Source organism: Martinezella calliandrae, assembly GCF_030272695.1.
Taxonomy (GTDB): domain Bacteria; phylum Pseudomonadota; class Alphaproteobacteria; order Rhizobiales; family Rhizobiaceae; genus Rhizobium; species Rhizobium calliandrae.
Genome location: NZ_JARFYN010000017.1, coordinates 146,877 through 165,577, shown reverse-complemented (window position 1 = coordinate 165,577; position 18,701 = coordinate 146,877). Strand labels below are relative to the sequence as shown.

The window sequence follows — 18,701 nt, the reverse complement described above, 5'->3', positions numbered from 1 at the left end:
CCGGCTTCAATAACCGATCTGAAATATTGAGGGAATGGTTCACAGGCTTACAGACGATAACAACGCGCCGGAGCGCGGGGACGCTAGAACAGTGCGAAACCAACACAGTAGGATCCGAGCGACCGAATAATAATTTTGGGTTTGCACTTGCTTCATGAAGAATCGCTTTCTTTCCCGGCGGGCGCGACTATCGGCAATGACGCTGACAACCACCTGAAGACTGTTTTTAAGGCTTTGCTAAGGCGAAAAGACCCGAGCCACGCGATCGAGCGCCTCTCGTTTGGCTAGGGGGATCGGGCATCACAGTCATTCAAAAGCCATAAAGCTGGGGAGGCTCGTGGCGGTACAGATGTACCAAGCGTACTTTCGCGACCCTTCGGCCAGCATGTCTGTGACAGTAGCTTTCAGCTTTAGAAAGTTGCGCTCGGCGGAACGGGTTTTAATCCACAGGACCTGAATGAGTAGGTTCGCCGCGACCAAAGCAAATTTGCGAGGTTCAATGCGATGCACCCCATCACAGACCGTGTTCCAGTTTCCATCATCATCTCGAATTACAACTACGCACGATTTCTGAGGCGCTCTATCGACAGCGCCTTGGAGCAAAATTACGCCGATACTGAGGTCATCGTCGTCGACGATGCGTCGACCGACAACACGGCCGATGTCGTTGCTTCCTATGGATCTCGAATTAAGACGTGCCTGAGAGAAGCCAACGGCGGGCACGCTGCGGCGTTCAACACCGGTTTTGAGCAGAGCCGGGGCGAGATCGTCCTATTTCTAGATGCCGACGATTATCTTTACCCGAACGCGGTATCCGAAGTCGTCGATGCCTGGGAGGAAGAGACCGTCCAGGCGCAGTTCAGACTGCACCTCGTCGATGAGGATATGCAGGTGAGGGATGTCTTCCCTCCTCAGGAACTGCCGTTCGACTCCGGCGATGTCACCCCGAAGCTGCTCCAGAGGGGGCGCTATCAGACCACTGTGACCAGCGGCTTGGCTTTTAAGCGCTCGGCTCTCGATGTGGTCATGCCGGTTCCGGAGACGGATTTCCGCCAAGGCGCCGACGGCTATCTCGTGACGGTAACGCCTCTTCATGGAAAGGTGACGTCGATCGAATCCTGCCTTGGAGCCTACCGCATCCATGGTGCCAATCACTCTGTCTTTGCAGAGAAGCTCGGCCAGCGCGCCCGCTGGCGAATGGAGCATGACTTCCATCGCATCGATGCTTTGTCGGATCAGGCGGCCGAGATCGGCTTGACGGTGCCAGACGATGTTAATCTTCACGATCCCGTTCATTTGGAAGAGCGCTTGGCATCGCTTTGCATGGACAAATCCCGGCATCCCATGATCAGCGATTCAAGATTTGCACTCGGCGCCGCCGGCGCCGTCGCCAGCGTGAAAATGAATGCATCCTTCAGGCGGCGTGCGATGCAGGCGGCATGGTTTTTTTCCGTCGGCGTCCTTCCTGGTCGCATGGCGAAAGCGGTCCTGTCATGGAAGCTCGTTGCCTCATCGAGGCCGGCCTTCCTCTTGCGACTGTCGAAGACCATTCGCCATGCCGTCGGATAGGCTGGGCCACGGATGCTGTGGATCGACATGCATGCATGGCGTAATGCGGCTGGCGGTACTACATTGCTTTCCATCTGAGACGGAGAGCAATGAACTTGGCGCAAAGAGCTGGTAACGCTGATCTTCCCCTGCATGGAGGGCGGGTGCCGAAATGGCTCGGCGACCGGATGACACGTTTGGGCGCCGTGATCACCGAGGCGGTGGTTCAGCACTATGGGCGCGACGAACTATTGCGCCGATTGGCGGATCCGTTCTGGTTCCAGTCTTTTGGCACCGTCATGGGCATGGACTGGCATTCCTCGGGCATCACCACCAGCGTGCTTGGCGCGCTGAAACGAGGGCTGACACCGCTTTCTGGCGAACTCGGAATCCACGTCTGCGGCGGTCGCGGTGCTCAGTCACGCAAGACGCCGGGTGAGTTGGCCGCGATCGGCAATCGTGTCGGCATCGATGGTGAGGCGCTGGCGACGACAAGCCGGCTGGTCGCCAAGGTCGACAGTGCGGCACTTCAGGACGGATTCGATCTTTATTTGCACGGCTTCATCGTGACGGACGACGGTAAATGGGTCGTCGTCCAGCAGGGGATGAACGGCGATCGACGGCAGGCGCGGCGGTATCATTGGCTGTCGGAGGGGCTGACTAGCTTCCTTAACTCCCCGCACGCGGCAATCGAGGGAAGAGACCAGGGTCAGATCGTCAATCTCGCCGATCGGCGCGCCGATCAGTCACGCGCAGGTCAGCTCGACCTGCTGGCCTCCTTAGGACCGGATAGGATCGTGCGCGAGCTGGCCGCGCTGGAAGCCGGGCCGATGGCAGTCGGCGAAGACCAGGCCCAACCCATGCTGCCACACTTGATCATGCCGGCGCACCATGATGTGCGCGAAACCAATGTAAATATGCGGCGATTGCATGGAAATCTGGCGGCTGCTGCCGAACGCGGGCCGGTGGATTTCGAGGCCCTGCTGCTGACGCCCGGCGTTGGTGCAAGAACGGTCAAGGCGCTGGCAATGGTCGCGGAAGTGGTGCATGGCGCACCCTATCGCTTCTCCGATCCCGCCCGATTTTCGCTGGCCCATGGCGGCAAAGATCGCCACCCGTTCCCGGTTCCGTTGAAGGTCTATGACGAGACCATCAGTGTCATGAAATCGGCTGTGCGGAAAGGCCGGCTGGGTCGCGACGAGGAATTGCAGGCACTGAAGCGCTTGGATGATCAGTCCCGCGTGCTCGAACGATACGTCACCGGTCCCGATCTCAAGGAGATTGTTGCCGGCGAATTCGACAAGTCCGCTTTCTACGGCGGACGCAGCGTATTCGGCTGGGAGCCTCCCATCCCTTCTGAGGAAGACGATGCAAAAAGACGCCGGCAGCCGTCAAAAGGCTGACAACGGGCTCTCACGCCAAAAAGGAACATAGTCCCTGTTCGATTGTTGACCTCCAGATGATCGATTTAAGGAGCAGGACGATGATGACGAATGCTGCAAAAGAGCTGGCGACAGAATATTTGCGGTTGGGCGGCCATCGTTTGCTGGTGATGGACGACAACCTCTTGTCGACCAATTGCTGGGAACCCGACCCGCCGGAGGCGGAGAGCTTTTGGAACGAGCGTATTGAGACGCTGAGCTTCAGACGCCGCAACGAAGTGATGTCCTTCCTGCCGTCAATTAACGCCATCTGACTCGGTCCGGTAGTAGCCAAGAGAGATGTCTGCGCCCCCGCGACGACGCCGGGCGCCAAGGAATCGGTTGCCTCATACGCTGAAATCGACGCCGTCGCCCAAAATAATTAACGAACGTAGTTAATTCTTTAATAATTTTGTGTTTACTCATGGAACCAAGCGCGGGGCTAACCGTTTCTGCGCCGCACCGGAGGAAACATGATGAATTTCAAAATCGTCACCGCTCAATCCGAAGTGGAAACCGAAGATACCGGAACCTATCCGGACGGTATGGTGGAGCATAATCGCATCGACTTTTCCTCAAGTCGCGAAAAACGTCACCGCAGATCGCACGAGCGCGACTATGGTGCCGCCAAAGAGCTTGCGCCTATTCCGGTGGGACTGGTGTAAGCCGGATATTCGCCGATATCCTGAGAAGGTGCGATGGACGACGATCTGTCGCGATAAAACTTTGATTTTTCTATCCTTCGGCCATTCTCGTGGCTTCGCCAGGATTGCGATGCCACGTGACCGTTAAATATAGAGCGGCGCCATTTGGCGCCAGGCACCTGCCCGGTGCGCGCGCCCGTCCCAGACATGCAGCTGATGGCCAATCTGCTTATCGACGAGAAGCCGGCTGAGGTGGCGGTTGTTGTCGAGGAAAGGATCGTCGCCCCCTATGGTCAGGACAATGTCGACCTGACGCAGCCTTTCGAGCCGCCATTCGCATCCAAGCCCTGGAAGGAAATGCGTCGGCGTGTGGAAATAGACATTGTCGTCATAGTAGCCGTCGAACAGGTCGCCAAAGGATTCGACCTTCATCGTTAGATCGTAGCGACCGGAAAAGGCGACGAGTTTTCGAAAAAGGTGAGGGTGGCGAAAGACGAGGCTGGCGGCCTGGAACGCGCCGAGGCTGCAGCCATGCACGATGGTGCAGTCATGAGGATTTTTCTGCGACATCAGCGGCAGAACTTCGTTAAGAATATATTCTTCGAAGGCGGCGTGCCGGCGAATGCGCTCAGCTGGATGGTGATGGGATCCGTAAAAGGTCTCGGTGGCCAGACCCTCGATGCAGTAGAGTTGCAGATGGCCGGCCCGCAATTTTTCGGCAAGGCTGGCGACGATACCAAGCTGCTCATATTCCCAGAAACGCCCGTCCCGCGTCGGAAACATCAATACCTTGGCGCCGGAATGACCGAACACCAATAGCTCCATGTCTCGATGCAGGCGCTGGCTGTACCAGCGCAGGTATTCTCGGTTCATGGCACCTTGAAAAATCGTCTGACTTTTTCACGAAGGAGCGCATTTTGCTCACTGCTGCCAAGATAGTCGAAATGGCCGGCGTCGAGGATGAAGATTTCGTTAAATTTTGCCAAAGAATTCGCGACAGCGAATTGGCAGGGCGGCGCTACCGCCGGATCGAACAGGGCTGCAGCGACGAGCATCGGTATTTTGATGCAGGCAGCCGCGCTCGCCGCATCGAACAGTCGCAAGGTCTCCAGCACGCTTCCGTGCTTTTTCTGATAGGCCTGGACGGAATCGGCGCTGCCAACAGTTGGCAAGGCCAGCCATAGCGGCCGATGGCCGAAGGTCGGTACGACGAGATGGCCGCGATCGATCCGTGCATCGAACGGGATCGCTAGCGCCCCAATACCGCCGCCAAAGCTGATGCCGCTATAGCCGATGTGGCCCACAAGCCAGGGATAAAGGGCAGTGAGCGCCGAGATGGCGATCCACAGATCATCGACGCAGCCGCCGATGATATAGGAATCGGGTTTCTCGATACCGTAGAGGACATGCCCGCCAGCATCGGCCGGTATCGGCGGATGCGCGCTGAGAGACAGCCCGCGAGAGCAGGGAAACAGTACCGCCGTCTTTTCCACTGGCAGATCGAAGTCGGGTAAGTTGCGCCCGCCATAGCCATGCCCGACGACGAGACCTCGACGCACCTCCTGATCGCGGGGTAGAAGCAGCCAGCCGCTGATCTGAAATGCGCCGGTTGATGTGTAGGTCACGTCGAGAACATGCCAGTCGGGATGTTCGATTTTGCTACGGTAGAGCTTCGGCTGCGGGTCGACGGCGATCGCGCGCTCATATCGCTCGGTCCAAAAATCCTCGAAACCAGGGGCAGTCTCAGGCGGCTTGATGGCCAGGAGCTGCTCGAGCTTCATGCCATAGGTCGGATCGAAGGCGAAGGGGTGTGTCGTTGGAACGCTCATATGACGCTTGTCTCGTGAAAGGATTGGCGACGCAAGACTTGAACGTCCAGCAATGCGGACAAAACCACGTCATCTGCCTGAGCCCGCCGAAGGTCGAGCAACACCGCGGTCGGCACGAAGAGGACGTTGCGCAAGAGTGTCTGGCCTCCTTGAGGGTGGGAAGCTCCTTTCTAAGCGATCGACGTTTAGACCTGCGCCTCGCTACGCCCCGTCGTTCCGCCTGATGTCTCGAAGTCGAAGAATTTCTGTGTGACGAGCGCCGCTGCTCCCCGTGCCCAGGAATTATCCTCCCAATCCGGAAGCAATGGAGGAGCAGGCCGAAAGGTGTGAATAGCCATGGCCGACCTCAGTGGCCCGAAGAGAGCATCCCCGAAAGACACGGCTTCACCGCCAACGACAATCACTTCGGGATCGGTGACATTGACGAGATTTGCGAGAGCTTTTCCGATGCCGATACCCGCTTCCTGGACGATGCTGCTGATCACCGGTTCATTCTTGTTCATGGCATCGAGCATCTCCGGCAGGCCATGGCTGCCATCGCGGTTGGTTCTTTCGCGCCAGGTGCGTAACATCGAGGGCTGGGAGTAATAGGCCATGAGGCAGCCACGCTTGCCACATTCGCAAAGACGGCCGTTTTCCTCGTGAACCACATGACCGAATTTGCCGGCAGCACCGTTGGCGCCACGATAAAGCTTGCCTTCGATGATGAGGGCGCAACTGATGCCGACGCCAATCGCGAGCACGGCCATGTTGCGATGCTGTCGCCCCACCCCGAAAAGCTGCTGGGCAATCGCATAGGCATTCGTGTCGTCTTCGAGCCAAACGGGCACCTTGACCTTCTGCGCTAGCATGGAGGCGAGGGGGACGTTGTCCCAATTATAGCGATGGCTGCGCACACAGGTAGCTTGGTCATTGCCGATAACGCCGGGCATTGAAATACCGATGCCGGCAAGCCGCGCATTCCCCCGGTCGGCCGATTTCAGAAGCGAAGGAACTGCTGCTGCAAGCGTCTTGGCGACGTTTTCCGGATCATGATCGGAAAGGGTGAGCCGCAGGGATGCAAGCGGGCTGGTGGCAAGGTCGGTGACGACGCACTCCGCGGAACCGACCATCAGCTTGAAACCGATCGCCAATCCGCTGGCATAATTGATCTCGACAGGGATCGGCCTGCGGCCGGAAAGCCCGGCGACAGCCTTGCCTTCAGTGACATGCCCCTCCTCGATTAGATCCGCGATGACGAAGGTGACCGCCGCCGGGCTGAGGCCGGTAATCGTCGCGATCTCTGCACGGCTTTTCGGCCCCTCACGCCTCAGCAGGTTGAGGATAAGCCGCCGGTTCATGGCGCGCGATGTGCTTTGGTCGCCTTTCAGTTTCACGAATTCTCTTTCTTAATTTTGTAAATTAATTATTGCGTCCGCTTCAGACATATGCATAACTTCCCCCGCCGATCAACATCTGGTTCGTGTGGAAGCGCGAAGAAGTCAGTCAAGAGGCACATTGGATTGTCGAACTCTGCGATCCGGGCAGCGCACATGCGGCTGCCTCGGCAGGTTTGCTGCGCCCATGTACCCGGCGCCGAACAAAAACGCTAGGAGGGCGTTCCGTTCGGCTCCCTGACGCAGGATGGCAGTCAGTGTCACAAAGGGAGGAGTTCGCATGACTTTCGATTTGTTTGGAAGGCCATCAAGCCGGCGTAGTTTTCTGAAGGGCGCGGGAGTGGTTTCCGCTACCGCCCTGGCGGGTCTGCCCATGCCGGCCATTGCGCAGGTCCAGGACATCAACATCATTTCCGACGAGAGCAATGCCGATGCGCTCGCGGTCCTGCGCAAGATTGCCGATGATTTTGGCAAGCAGGCCGGTGTCAAGGTTGTGGTCAATAACATGGACCACGAGGCGCACAAGACCGCGATCCGCAATTATCTCGTCGCCGGCGCTCCGGACGTCTGCTTCTGGTTTTCGGGGAACCGCATGCGCGCCTTCGTCAAGCGCGGCCTTTTCGACGATATTTCCGATCTCTTCGAGAAAGAGAAATACAAGGATGTGCTGGGCGCTGCGACAGGCGCCGTCACGGTCGATGGCAAGCAATACGGCCTGCCGACGGGCGGAACGCTGTGGGGTATGTTCTACCGCAAGGATGTCTTCAACCAGCTCGGTACATCGGTGCCAGGAAGCTGGGATGATTTCCTGGCCTTCGCCGCCAAGTGCAAGAGCGCCAACCTGACGCCGGTTGCCATGGGCACCAAGGAATTGTGGCCCGCCGCCGGTTGGTTCGACCAGATGAATCTGCGCATCAACGGCCTCGACAAGCATATGGCGCTGATGAACGGCGAGATGAGCTACCTCGATCCGGCGCTCAAACCGGTCTTCGACCAATGGGAAACCTTGCTCAAGCAGGACTTTTTCACGCCGAACAACACGTCCTTCGGTTGGCAGGAAGCGGGTGCGCTTCTGGCGCAAAAGAAAGCGGGCATGATGAATCTCGGCGCGTTCGTCCGCTACGTCTTCCCGAAAGAAGAGCTAGACCAGCTGGCTTTCGCGCCATTCCCGACGATAGACCCAAAGGTCGGCCGTTTCGAGGAGTTCTCGCTGAACTCAGTTCATATTCCGACGAATGCGAAGAACAAGCAGGGTGCACGCGAGTTCCTGGCTTATTTCTACCGTCCGGAAAATCTCGGTCCCTATCTGGAGCCTGGCGGCAACGTTCCGCCGCGCAACGATCTGCCGCCAAGCAAGGATCCCCTGGTCAACGCCGCCGTCGAGGCTCTGAAGACTGTCAAGGGCACGTCGCAATATTACGACCGCGACAGCGACCCCGACATGGCCCAGGCCGGCCTCGTCGGCTTCCAGGAATTCATGGCGAAGCCCGAACGGCGCGACGTGATCTTGAAGCGGCTCGAGGGCACGCGTAAGCGCATCTACAAACTCTAAGTCTCCTCCCAGCGACCGAGAGGCGGGGCAGCAACTCCGCCTCTCCAAACCAAAAGAGGATATAAAATGATGACATCTTGGCGCCGCCATCGCTGGTGGCTCACGCCTTCTTTGCTAATATTACCGGCTGCCATTCTCTTTTCCGTCGTGATCCTTTGGTCGGCAGTCGAGAGCCTTTGGATCAGCCTGCACGATTGGGATGGCTTCAGCCCGATGACCTGGATCGGTTTCGGCAACTATGTCGAGCTTTTCAACGATCCACAGTTCTACGTCTCGCTGAGGAACAACGTTATTTGGCTGATCATGTTCATGGCTGCGCCGCCCCTGGGCTTGGCGATTGCCTTGCTGGTCAACCAGAAGATCCGCGGTATGCGGCTGATGAAGTCGCTGTTCTTCATCCCACTGGTCCTTGCTTCGGTCGCCGTCGGCGTCGTCTTCACCTGGGTCTATACCCCACAACTCGGGCTGCTCGCCCTGGTCTTCGGTTTCTTCGGCGCGACGGCGCCGGCCGTGCTATCGGACGAGCGCTTCGTGACTTTTGCGATCGTCATCGCGGCACTTTGGCCGCAGATCGCTTTTTGCATGGTGCTCTACCTTGCCGGCCTCAATAATCTGAGTGAGGAACTGATCGGCGCGGGTCGGGTGGATGGGGCCAGAGGCTGGAATATGCTGCGCCATATCGTCCTGCCGCAACTGACACAGGTCACCTTCATCGCCATTGCCGTTACCGTCGTCGGGGCGCTTCGATCCTTCGACATGGTGTCGGTCATGACCCAGGGCGGGCCGTTCGGTTCTTCGCAAGTGTTGGCTTACCAGATGTTCGAACAGTCAATTTTCTCCTACCGCTTCGGCTATGGCGCGGCGATTGCCTCTGTTTTGTTCGTGATCATGGCGGTCTTCATCGTCTGGTACCTAACGCGTATCATCCACATCGAGGAAAGGGGGGCCTGATGTATCCGCGCCCGATCCCCCAAGATGCCATCTGGCAGCGCCGCTTTTATTTCATTGTCGTTCTTGCCATCCTGATCCTCTGGCTGTGCCCGCTCTTTGCTGTCATCCTCACCTCGTTCCGTTCGACGCAGGATGTCATGGGCGGCAATCTTTGGGGATGGCCCACACAGTTCGGCCTGATCGAGAACTACACCTCCGTCTTCACGCAGACGCCGATGGCGCGCTATTTCCTGAATAGCCTGACGATCACCATACCCGCCGTCATCGGCGTGTTGACCTTAAGCACGCTTGCCGGCTTTGTGTTGGCGCGCTACCGGTTTCGCGGCAACATGCTGGTTTTTGCGCTCTTCGTCGGCGGCAATTTCCTGCCCTATCAGATCATGATGATACCGGTGCGTGACCTGATGGTCCGGATCGGCCTCTATGATACGACTGGCGCGCTCATCATCTTCCACATCGCCTTCCAGACGGGTTTTGCGACGCTTTTCATGCGCAACTTCATCGCGGCTCTGCCGGATGAATTGTTCCAGGCGGCGAGGGCGGAGGGCGCTTCGCCCTTCCAGACGCTCGTCCACGTGGTGATCCCGCTGGTTCGACCGGCGCTTGCCGCACTCGCGATCCTCATCTTCACCTTCGTCTGGAACGACTATTTCTGGGCTGTTGTGCTGACGGTGAGCGACACCGTCAAACCGGTCACGGCCGGTCTTGCCAATCTGCGCGGTGAATGGGTGTCGGCCTGGAACCTGATCTCTGCCGGCACGATCGTCGTCGCGGTGCCGCCCGTTGTGATGTTCTTCCTGATGCAGCGACACTTCATCGCCGGTCTCACCATGGGCGCTGTGAAGGGGTGATGATCTTGTCCCATCCATTCGTTTTTCCCACGCCTTGTGCCAATCCTTCTTCTGTGAGCCTAGAAGCATGACCAGTCTCGAACTTCGACATGTCAATAAAAGCTACGGCGCCTATCATGCGCTGCGCGGCATCGATCTTTGCGTCGAGCACGGCGAGTTCATCGTCATGGTCGGCCCTTCCGGTTGCGGCAAGTCCACTCTTTTGAAATCGATCGCCGGGCTGGAAACGATTTCTTCGGGCCAGATCCTCATCAATGGCCGCGATGTCAGCAAGTCGGAACCCGGCGATCGCGGCATTGCCATGGTGTTTCAGTCTTATGCACTCTATCCGCATATGACGGTCGCCGAGAATATGGGCTTCGGTCTGCGCATGGCCAAGCGCCCGAAGGCGGAGATCGACGCTACGGTGGCGCGCGCGGCCAAGATCCTCAGGATCACCGATCAGCTCGAAAAGCGGCCGAAGCAGCTTTCGGGCGGTCAGCGCCAGCGTGTGGCGATCGGTCGGGCGATCACGCGTTCGCCCGATGTTTTCCTGTTCGACGAACCGCTATCGAACCTTGATGCAGCCCTTCGAACGCAGATGCGAGTCGAGTTGAGCGGCCTGCATGCCGAACTCGGCGCGACGATGGTCTATGTGACACACGACCAGATCGAAGCCATGACCATGGCGAGCCGGATCGTGGTTCTCAATCGCGGCGTCATCGAACAGGTCGGCTCGCCGCTGGAACTCTACCGCAACCCGGACAACCTTTTCGTCGCCGGTTTTCTCGGTGCGCCCCGCATGAACTTCTTCCCCGTGACCGTCGACGATGTGTCGGGAGGCAGGGTGACCGTCTCCGCGCCAGGCCTGGCGCCGATCGCCATGGAGCTGGCAGCTAATGCCTCGGTGCAAATGGGAACGACGCTGACCCTCGGTGTCCGTCCGGAAAGCATTGCGGTCCAGGAGGACGCCATCTCCGCCGGCGCCACGATTTCCGGCCGCGTCCGCCTCGTCGAGCATCTCGGACGAGAGACGATCCTCTACGTCGACGCCGGACAGCTGCAATGCGTCAGCTCCGAGAGCGGCACCGGCAATATCACCGTGCAGGTCGGCCGCGTCGCCGGCATCGATGGTGATCAACCGATCAGCCTTCGCATCGATCCGCGCGAGGTCTACCTGTTTTCCGAAAATGACGAGCGGACCATTACGGTCCGCAAGCCGATCCTCGACAAATGATCCTTCAGGAGCTCGATACAGTGTCAGTCAGCAGCAGTACCACGGACCTTTCCGTATGGCGCACCATCAAGACCAACAGGTTTCTGGTCGGCGCGCCGCATTATCCAGAACATGTCGACGAAAGCTATTGGGAACGCGACGCCAAGCGCATGGCCGAAGCTGGCTTTAATGTCGTCCGTCTCGGCGAGTTCGCCTGGCATCTGTTCGAGCCCACGCTGGGCACATTCGATTTCGATCTCTTCGATCGAGCCATCGCGGTCCTTGGCCGTCATGGTCTCAGCACCATCATGTGCACACCGACCGCAACGCCCCCGCGCTGGCTAACGGCGGCTCACCCGGAAATCCTACGCGTCGACGGTAACGGCCGAATGATGAGCCACGGTTCGCGCCAGCACGCCGATACCGCAAGCCCTGTTTTCCGCGAGCACAGCAAGCGCATCACCCAGGCGATGGCCGAGCACTATCGCAACAATCCTGATGTCATCGGCTGGCAGACTGACAATGAACTCAATACAAGCATGCCGGAATCCTTTTCGTCCTCGACGCTGAAGGAATTCCAGGCGTATCTCGCGGATAAATACGGCACGATCGACAAGCTAAATTTCGCCTGGGGCGGCGATTTCTGGGCGACGGCCTATGACGATTTTAGTCAGGTCGTGCTTCCCCTCGACTTCGCGCCGACCTTCCCAAGTCCGGGCCATTTGCAGGATTATCATCGTTTTCTGGCCTTTGCGACGGCGCGCTTCCAGCATGATCAGGTGGAAATTCTCCGCGCGACCAGGGCCGATTGGTTCATCTTCCATAATCTCGGCGGCTTACGCGATATCGATTTTCGTGGTCAGTTCTCCACTGATCTCGATTTTGTCGGCTACGATATCTACCCGATGCTCTATGACGAGTTCCAACGCATCGGCAACCACGCCAAGGTTCAGGCGCTGCATCTCGATATCTGTCGCGGATTTTCGGGCAACTATATCGTTCCGGAACAGCAATCCAGCTTCGGCAGCCAGCCGGGCTTCTGCACGCTGACGCCCGAGCCCGGCGAAATGCGGCGCATGGCGATGTCCTCCGTCGCACGTGGCGCCGATGGTTTGATGTTCTTCCGCTGGCGTCCAGCGCATTTTGGCGCGGAAATCTATTGGATGGGCGTCATCGATCACGACGATGTGCCGCGCCATCGCTACGACGAGGCAAAACGCTTCGCCACTGAGATGACGATGCTCAAGGACAAGATCCTCGGCACCTATGTTCGTATGGATGTCGGCATCGCAGGCGCCGATTTCGATAATCAGGAGGCGCACAAGACCTACTCGATCGGCCTGCCGAGCCCGCAAGACGATGCGGTCTTGCTGCATCAATATTGCTACGACCGAGGCATCGCCTGCGGCTTCATTCATCCGGAAGACGATCTTTCGCGATTGAAGCTCCTTTATGTTCCGCATTGGGTGATGTGGAAGGATGGTTGGACCGAACGGCTCGAGGCCTTTGCCCGCGCCGGCGGCACTGTGATCATCGGCGCTCGCACCGGCACGCGTGATGAAAACAATCACGTCATCCGCGAGACGGCGCCTGGTTCATCGCTCTCGCGGTTGACCGGCGTCAAGGTCGAGGATTTTGGCCGGCTTGCCGCGCCGGGCGCCAGTGGCCTTTTCGATGTCATGGGGCGCTCCGGGGGAGTGGTCGTACCCCCCAACCGCCCGGCTGAATCCCATCGCCGCGTCCGCCGTTTCACGATCGGCAACCGCGAGCTCGAGGCCGCGCATTTCTACGAGAACCTGACGATTGCGGATGATGTCGAGGTGGTGGCGACCTGGTCGAACCGTTATGCCGTAGGGGTGCCGATGGCGACCTCGCGCAAGGTCGGCAAGGGCAGGGTTCTCTATCTCGGCACCTATTTGACCCCAGAGCTGACGGCAGCGGTCGCCGACCGAACCTTTGCGGAGGCAGGGGTTGAGCCGCTGATCGCCGAGCTGCCCGGCGGTGTCGAAGTGACAATGCGCCAAAACGATGAACGGCGTCTGCTTTTCATCCAGAACTACGTCGACCAGCGCGTCGAACTGACCGGCGTACCGGCCGGCATCAATCTCCTTGACGCCGGAAAGCCGGTGTCTGGCGCTCTGTCCCTCGAAGCCTATGGCTGCGCGATCGTCGAGTTGAGCTGACACGAATTTGCGGCGCCCGCTTCGTTGTCAGGGCGCCGATCACAGCAAAAGGACGTTTCATCATGACAGATATGGATAAAATACGCTGGGGGATCCTCGGACCCGGCCGGATCGCTGCTGATTTCTTTGCGGGCGTTGCACAGTCTAAGACCGGTCGCGTCGAGGCAATCGGAACGCGCAATCCTGATAAGCCGGATCTTGCCAAGAACTTTCCGCGGGCGCGCATCGTCCATGGCTACGATGCGCTGCTGGCGGATCCGGCAATCGATGCCGTTTATATCGCCACGCCGCATCCGAGCCACGCCGAATGGGCAATCAAAGCGGCTGAGCATGGCAAGCACGTCCTGTGTGAAAAGCCGATGGGGCTTTCGGCCGCAGAGGCGGAGGCGATGCAGGAGGCCGCGCGTCAGGCCGGCACTTTTCTCGGCGAAGCCTTTATGTATCGCCTGCATCCATTGTCCGCGAAGCTGATCGAGCTCTTGAAGGCGAAGGCGATCGGCGAAGTGCGTCTGATCAAATCCAGCTTCGGCTTCGCAAAGCTGCCGTATGATCGCAGTCACAGGTTGTTTTCGAACGATCTTGCTGGCGGCGGCATTCTCGATGTCGGCGGCTATCCCGTTTCGATGGCGCGCCTGATTGCCGGGATCGGCAGCGAAACGGGTGTAATCGAGCCCGACAAGGTCTTTGCCGTGGGCCATCTCGGCGAGACTGGCGTCGACGAATGGAGTGCAGCCGTGCTGCATTTCCCGAACGGCATCATCGCCGAGCTTTCCTGCTCGGTGTCGCTGGCACAGGACAATGTCCTTCGCATTTTCGGCACGCAAGGGCGGATCGAGCTTGATCAATTCTGGTTTGCTGCCGGCAAGCAAGGCGGAACGGCGACGATCCGGCTTTTTACCGTCGATGGCACACGGCAGGATGTTCTCGTTGATGAACCACGTCACATCTACAGCTTTGAGGTTGACGCTGCGGGAGTTGCGATCCGTGCAGGCCGCAAAGAATTTGCCTATCCCGGCATGACGCGGGCGGACACGATCGGCAATCTGCGGGTGTTGGATAAATGGCGCGCCGCGATCGGCCTCGAATATGCCCTGGAGACGCCTGCAGTCCGCACCCGGACGCTGCGCGCCGACGTGCTTGTGCGCAGGCAAGACCATGTGGCGCGCGGAACGATCGCCGGCTTGTCGAAGGAGATGTCGAAGGCCGCGCTCGGCATGATGGAATTTTCCACCTTTCCCGGTGCGGCGATCGTTCTCGACGCCTTCTTCGAGGCCGGCGGAAATCTGATCGACTCCGCCTTTCAATATGGCGGCGGGACGCAGGACCGCCTGATCGGTGAATGGATGCAAAGCCGCGGCGTCCGCGAAAAGGTGGTGATCATAGAGAAAGGGGCACACAGCCCGCTCTGTTATCCTGATGTCATCGGCAAGCAGTTGACCATTAGTCTGGATCGGCTGAAGAGCGACTATGTCGATATATATTTCATGCATCGCGACAACCCGGATATCCCGGTTGGCGAGTTCGTTGACGCCATGGATGCCGAAGTCAGGGCAGGGCGCATTCGAGGCCCGGTCGGCGGTTCCAACTGGACGCGCGAGCGCATGGATGAAGCGATTGCCTATGCCGAACGCACCGGCAAGACGAGGCCAAGCGTGCTTTCGAACAATTTCTCGCTGGCCGACATGGTTCAACCAGTTTGGGCTGGCTGCGTTGCTTCTTCCGACGCCGAATGGAGATCGTGGCTTGCGGACCGAAAGATCACCAATTTCGCCTGGTCGAGCCAGGCACGCGGCTTCTTCACCGACCGCGCCGGCCGCGGCAAGTTCAGCGATCCGGAACTGGCTCGTGCATGGTATTCGGAGACGAATTTCGCGCGCAGGGATCGCAGCGAAGAATTGGGAAAACGGCTTGGAAAGGACCCGATCCAGGTTGCGCTCGCCTATGTGTTGCAGCAGCCCTGGCCGGTCATACCGCTAATCGGTCCCCGTTCGCTGGCCGAGCTCAATCACAGCCTTGGCGCCTTTGACATTCAGCTTTCTTTCGAGGAGAGGCGCTGGCTGGAAAATGGTTAGACTTGCAGGTGGAAACATCTGCGAAAGACCGAATGATTGAGCCGAATTTACGGCTCTTTCGATCGCATTAGCAGTCGGCGGCGTAGAGTGCCAAAATTTTCGCTCTTTCTCACTTGAAAACGCGCTAAACGAGATCAATTCTATCGAACGCTGAAGGACCTTAACGGCCCGTATCGGTGGTCGAGTCCGGGCACGCGCGCATTGATTATAATTGTCTGTCAGGGAGGAGAGCATGACGTTCCGACCACTTCATGATCGCATTCTCGTCCGCCGCGTCGAGTCTGAGGAGAAAACCAAGGGCGGCATCATCATTCCGGACACCGCCAAGGAAAAGCCGCAGGAAGGCGAAGTCATGGCCGTTGGCCCTGGCGCACGCAACGAGGCGGGCCAGATCCAACCGCTCGATGTGAAGACCGGCGATCGCATTCTGTTCGGTAAATGGTCCGGCACCGAGATCAAGATCAATGGTGAAGATTTGCTGATCATGAAGGAAAGTGACGTTCTGGGCGTCATCGAGACCCAGACCGCAGACGAAAGAGCCGCTTGATCAAGACTTTGCTGCCTATGGAGGAGTGAAAAATGGCTGCCAAAGAAGTCAAATTCCACACCGATGCCCGCGATCGCATGATTCAGGGGGTGGATATTCTCGCGAATGCGGTCAAGGTGACCTTGGGTCCCAAGGGCCGCAACGTCGTAATCGACAAATCCTACGGTGCTCCGCGCATCACCAAGGACGGCGTTACCGTCGCCAAGGAGATCGAACTCGAGGACAAGTTCGAAAACATGGGCGCCCAAATGTTGCGTGAAGTCGCCTCCAGGACCAGCGATATCGCCGGGGATGGCACGACGACTGCGACGGTGCTTGCCCAAGCTATCGTTCGCGAAGGCGCCAAGGCCGTCGCATCCGGCATGAACCCGATGGACCTGAAGCGCGGCATCGACCTCGCCGTTGACGCCGTCGTCAAGGAACTGAAGGCAAAGGCGCGCAAGATCTCCAACAATTCCGAAATCGTTCAGGTCGGCACGATCTCTGCCAATGGCGACCCGGAAATCGGGCACTTTCTCGCCGAAGCGATGGAAAGGGTCGGCAATGAAGGTGTCATCACGGTTGAAGAAGCCAAGACCGCCGAAACCGAACTCGAAGTCGTCGAAGGCATGCAGTTCGACCGCGGCTACCTCAGCCCCTACTTCGTGACCAACCAGGACAAGATGCGGGCGGAGCTGGAAGAGCCTTATATCTTGGTCCACGAGAAGAAACTCTCCAACCTGCAGGCCATGCTGCCGGTTCTCGAAGCTGTCGTCCAGTCGAGCAAGCCACTCCTCATCATCGCCGAAGACGTCGAAGGCGAAGCTCTTGCAACGCTCGTCGTCAACAAGCTGCGCGGTGGCCTGAAGATCGCTGCCGTCAAGGCTCCGGGCTTCGGCGATCGCCGCAAAGCCATGCTGGAAGACATCGCCATCCTGACGGGCGGCACTGTCATCTCCGAAGACCTCGGTATCAAGCTCGAGTCCGTCACCCTCGAGATGCTCGGCCGTTCCAAGAAAGTGGTGATCGAGAAGGAAACAACCACCATCATCGATGGTGCCGGATCGAAGAACGAGATCGAAGGCCGCGTTACCCAGATCAGGGCCCAGATCGAAGAAACCTCTTCCGATTATGACCGCGAAAAGTTGCAGGAGCGTCTTGCCAAGCTCGCTGGCGGCGTTGCCGTCATCCGCGTCGGCGGCTCGACCGAAGTCGAAGTTAAGGAAAAGAAGGATCGCGTCGACGATGCATTGCACGCAACCCGTGCTGCAGTCGAAGAGGGCATCCTGCCGGGTGGCGGCGTGGCGCTCCTTCGGGCGGTCAAATCGCTCGAAGGGCTCAAGACCGAAAATGAGGACCAGCGCGTGGGCGTCGAGATCGTCCGTCGGGCAATCGAAGCGCCCGTTCGTCAGATTGCCGAGAATTCGGGCGCCGAGGGCTCGGTCGTCGTCGGTAAGCTCCGCGAGAAAGCCGATTTCTCGTTCGGTTGGAACGCTCAGACCAGCGAATATGGCGATCTCTACGCCATGGGTGTGATCGATCCGGCCAAGGTCGTGCGCACAGCGTTGCAAGATGCTGCCTCCATCGCCGGGCTTCTGGTGACGACCGAAGCGATGATTGCCGAGAAGCCAAAGAAGGAGGCTGGCCCGGCCTTGCCTCCCGGCGCCGGCATGGACTTCTAGTGATCCTCATGATGGCTCGTCCCGCTGGGCGGGCCATTGCCCGCGGGGACCGAGGGGTCGGTCGCCTAACCATCATGCCGTGCGTAGCGTCTTATCTCGGCGTCTCAAGGATGTTCAATTCCGCTCTTGGAATTACAATGAAATCAGCTGTTGCCATCGTTCCTCCGCGCTTTGGCGCTGTCGTTGGTGGATGACGATATCGTTTTGCCGTCAGGCTGCTGACCAAAATATGTTCCGCCAAGGTGGCCGCCAGCGCTGGTATTCTTCACCTGCCGTTCGGCTCGCTTCTGGAGTTTTTGAACGTCGCTTTTGCTCATTTCTTGTCTCCGTTGTTCAAGTCGTACACTTGAACAACTGGTACAGACAGGATGGGTTCCCAAGATTTCGGAGATCGAAATTTTCACGGTGAGGCGAGCGGCGGCTCAAAGGCCCCCGGTTTTGGCACACGGTCGAAAAAACTCATGTGGGGAAGGGGAAACCAGCCAGGCCGTTCCCCCACTGCCGATTTCTATATCGGCGATATAGCAGCGCCATCCTCTTACGGGCCAGCACCGAAAAAGGTCAGCCGAGTCAGCGCCGTGTAGTTCGATTCCGATACCATCAAAGCGACGAAGACAAGCACCAGGACCGGTGGAACCAGGATGGCGTATATCAAAGCCAGCCGTTCCCACGCCATGTGCATGAAAACGGCGACGATCAGCCCCGCCTTCAGGATCATGAACAGTAGGATCAGAAACCATCTGAGATAGCCCTGAATGCCGAGATAATCGACCAAGTAGGAGAAGGTGCTGAGAACGAAAAGCAGCCCCCACACCATCAAGTAAAGTTTTAGCGGATGTTGCTGTCCGGAATGTGCCTGCGCCTGCGCCAT

The 18,701-nt window shown here is 58.5% G+C and carries 17 protein-coding genes; 12 read left to right on the top strand and 5 right to left on the bottom strand.

Annotation, left to right across the window (positions count from 1 at the left end):
* The first annotated feature begins 504 nt into the window (after positions 1-504).
* From PY650_RS15470 to PY650_RS15455, 4 genes are all read left to right on the top strand, one after another.
* Positions 505-1,569: a glycosyltransferase family 2 protein gene (locus PY650_RS15470; protein WP_285880242.1), complete on the top strand. Its 1,065-nt coding sequence runs from the start codon at positions 505-507 to the stop codon at positions 1,567-1,569.
* A gap of 95 nt (positions 1,570-1,664) precedes the next feature.
* Positions 1,665-2,951 (top strand): DUF763 domain-containing protein, encoded by a 1,287-nt coding sequence (locus PY650_RS15465; RefSeq protein WP_285880241.1) that lies wholly within the window; start codon positions 1,665-1,667, stop codon positions 2,949-2,951.
* A gap of 80 nt (positions 2,952-3,031) precedes the next feature.
* A complete protein-coding gene (locus tag PY650_RS15460; protein ID WP_285880240.1) occupies positions 3,032-3,244 on the top strand; it encodes a hypothetical protein in 213 nt (70 codons plus the stop codon).
* A gap of 201 nt (positions 3,245-3,445) precedes the next feature.
* Positions 3,446-3,634, top strand: a complete 189-nt coding sequence (locus tag PY650_RS15455) for a hypothetical protein (RefSeq protein WP_285880237.1) — start codon at positions 3,446-3,448, stop codon at positions 3,632-3,634.
* Between the two features lie 123 nt (positions 3,635-3,757).
* Here PY650_RS15455 and PY650_RS15450 read toward each other — a convergent pair whose 3' ends face one another.
* The 3 genes from PY650_RS15450 to PY650_RS15440 form a co-directional block, all read right to left on the bottom strand.
* Positions 3,758-4,486, bottom strand: coding sequence for an esterase family protein (locus PY650_RS15450; RefSeq protein ID WP_285880235.1), 729 nt, complete (start codon positions 4,484-4,486; stop codon positions 3,758-3,760).
* Positions 4,483-5,442 carry an acetylxylan esterase gene (locus PY650_RS15445; protein ID WP_285880234.1) on the bottom strand — a complete coding sequence of 320 codons (960 nt, stop codon included), beginning with the start codon at positions 5,440-5,442 and terminating at the stop codon, positions 4,483-4,485. Before PY650_RS15445 ends, PY650_RS15450 begins: the two co-directional genes overlap by 4 nt.
* 185 nt (positions 5,443-5,627) lie before the next feature.
* The gene (locus PY650_RS15440) at positions 5,628-6,818 is read right to left on the bottom strand and encodes an ROK family transcriptional regulator (RefSeq protein ID WP_285880233.1); all 1,191 of its coding nucleotides are present in this window, start codon (positions 6,816-6,818) and stop codon (positions 5,628-5,630) included.
* A 280-nt stretch (positions 6,819-7,098) separates the two neighbouring features.
* On the opposite strand from PY650_RS15440, the gene PY650_RS15435 reads away from it, so the two are divergent.
* The 8 genes from PY650_RS15435 (at position 7,099) to groL (ending at position 17,830) form a co-directional block, all read left to right on the top strand.
* Positions 7,099-8,370 (top strand): ABC transporter substrate-binding protein, encoded by a 1,272-nt coding sequence (locus PY650_RS15435; protein ID WP_285880232.1) that lies wholly within the window; start codon positions 7,099-7,101, stop codon positions 8,368-8,370.
* Between the two features lie 66 nt (positions 8,371-8,436).
* Positions 8,437-9,321, top strand: a complete 885-nt coding sequence (locus PY650_RS15430) for a carbohydrate ABC transporter permease (RefSeq protein WP_285880231.1) — start codon at positions 8,437-8,439, stop codon at positions 9,319-9,321.
* The gene (locus PY650_RS15425) at positions 9,321-10,172 is read left to right on the top strand and encodes a carbohydrate ABC transporter permease (protein ID WP_285880230.1); all 852 of its coding nucleotides are present in this window, start codon (positions 9,321-9,323) and stop codon (positions 10,170-10,172) included. The genes PY650_RS15430 and PY650_RS15425 overlap by 1 nt, the downstream gene beginning before the upstream one ends.
* 67 nt (positions 10,173-10,239) lie before the next feature.
* On the top strand, positions 10,240-11,388 hold the full coding sequence (locus PY650_RS15420; RefSeq protein WP_285880229.1) for an ABC transporter ATP-binding protein: 1,149 nt from the start codon (positions 10,240-10,242) through the stop codon (positions 11,386-11,388).
* The gene (locus PY650_RS15415; protein WP_285880227.1) at positions 11,385-13,550 is read left to right on the top strand and encodes a beta-galactosidase; all 2,166 of its coding nucleotides are present in this window, start codon (positions 11,385-11,387) and stop codon (positions 13,548-13,550) included. Before PY650_RS15420 ends, PY650_RS15415 begins: the two co-directional genes overlap by 4 nt.
* Before the next feature lie 62 nt (positions 13,551-13,612).
* On the top strand, positions 13,613-15,622 hold the full coding sequence (locus PY650_RS15410; RefSeq protein WP_285880225.1) for an aldo/keto reductase: 2,010 nt from the start codon (positions 13,613-13,615) through the stop codon (positions 15,620-15,622).
* A gap of 232 nt (positions 15,623-15,854) precedes the next feature.
* Positions 15,855-16,169, top strand: a complete 315-nt coding sequence (gene groES / locus PY650_RS15405; protein ID WP_285880223.1) for a co-chaperone GroES — start codon at positions 15,855-15,857, stop codon at positions 16,167-16,169.
* Positions 16,170-16,201: 32 nt separating this feature from the next.
* Positions 16,202-17,830: a chaperonin GroEL gene (gene groL / locus PY650_RS15400; protein WP_285880222.1), complete on the top strand. Its 1,629-nt coding sequence runs from the start codon at positions 16,202-16,204 to the stop codon at positions 17,828-17,830.
* Positions 17,831-17,973: 143 nt separating this feature from the next.
* Here the strand turns inward: groL and PY650_RS15395 are convergent, their stop codons facing one another.
* Positions 17,974-18,147 (bottom strand): hypothetical protein, encoded by a 174-nt coding sequence (locus tag PY650_RS15395; protein ID WP_285880221.1) that lies wholly within the window; start codon positions 18,145-18,147, stop codon positions 17,974-17,976.
* Positions 18,148-18,368: 221 nt separating this feature from the next.
* Entirely contained in the window at positions 18,369-18,701 is a 333-nt protein-coding gene (locus PY650_RS15390; protein WP_285880219.1) for a cytochrome C oxidase subunit IV family protein, read from the bottom strand.

What these genes read in the sequence shown, in the direction of transcription:
- PY650_RS15420 (WP_285880229.1), top strand. Translation starts at nt 10,240, where the DNA reads ATGACCAGTCTCGAACTTCGACATGTCAATAAAAGCTACGGCGCCTAT.
- groES (WP_285880223.1), top strand. Translation starts at nt 15,855, where the DNA reads ATGACGTTCCGACCACTTCATGATCGCATTCTCGTCCGCCGCGTCGAG.
- PY650_RS15435 (WP_285880232.1), top strand. Translation starts at nt 7,099, where the DNA reads ATGACTTTCGATTTGTTTGGAAGGCCATCAAGCCGGCGTAGTTTTCTG.
- PY650_RS15450 (WP_285880235.1), bottom strand. Translation starts at nt 4,486, where the DNA reads ATGAACCGAGAATACCTGCGCTGGTACAGCCAGCGCCTGCATCGAGAC.
- PY650_RS15410 (WP_285880225.1), top strand. Translation starts at nt 13,613, where the DNA reads ATGACAGATATGGATAAAATACGCTGGGGGATCCTCGGACCCGGCCGG.
- PY650_RS15415 (WP_285880227.1), top strand. Translation starts at nt 11,385, where the DNA reads ATGATCCTTCAGGAGCTCGATACAGTGTCAGTCAGCAGCAGTACCACG.
- PY650_RS15390 (WP_285880219.1), bottom strand. Translation starts at nt 18,701, where the DNA reads ATGGCGCAGGCGCAGGCACATTCCGGACAGCAACATCCGCTAAAACTT.
- PY650_RS15455 (WP_285880237.1), top strand. Translation starts at nt 3,446, where the DNA reads ATGAATTTCAAAATCGTCACCGCTCAATCCGAAGTGGAAACCGAAGAT.
- PY650_RS15425 (WP_285880230.1), top strand. Translation starts at nt 9,321, where the DNA reads ATGTATCCGCGCCCGATCCCCCAAGATGCCATCTGGCAGCGCCGCTTT.
- PY650_RS15445 (WP_285880234.1), bottom strand. Translation starts at nt 5,442, where the DNA reads ATGAGCGTTCCAACGACACACCCCTTCGCCTTCGATCCGACCTATGGC.
- groL (WP_285880222.1), top strand. Translation starts at nt 16,202, where the DNA reads ATGGCTGCCAAAGAAGTCAAATTCCACACCGATGCCCGCGATCGCATG.
- PY650_RS15430 (WP_285880231.1), top strand. Translation starts at nt 8,437, where the DNA reads ATGATGACATCTTGGCGCCGCCATCGCTGGTGGCTCACGCCTTCTTTG.
- PY650_RS15470 (WP_285880242.1), top strand. Translation starts at nt 505, where the DNA reads ATGCACCCCATCACAGACCGTGTTCCAGTTTCCATCATCATCTCGAAT.
- PY650_RS15395 (WP_285880221.1), bottom strand. Translation starts at nt 18,147, where the DNA reads ATGAGCAAAAGCGACGTTCAAAAACTCCAGAAGCGAGCCGAACGGCAG.
- PY650_RS15460 (WP_285880240.1), top strand. Translation starts at nt 3,032, where the DNA reads ATGATGACGAATGCTGCAAAAGAGCTGGCGACAGAATATTTGCGGTTG.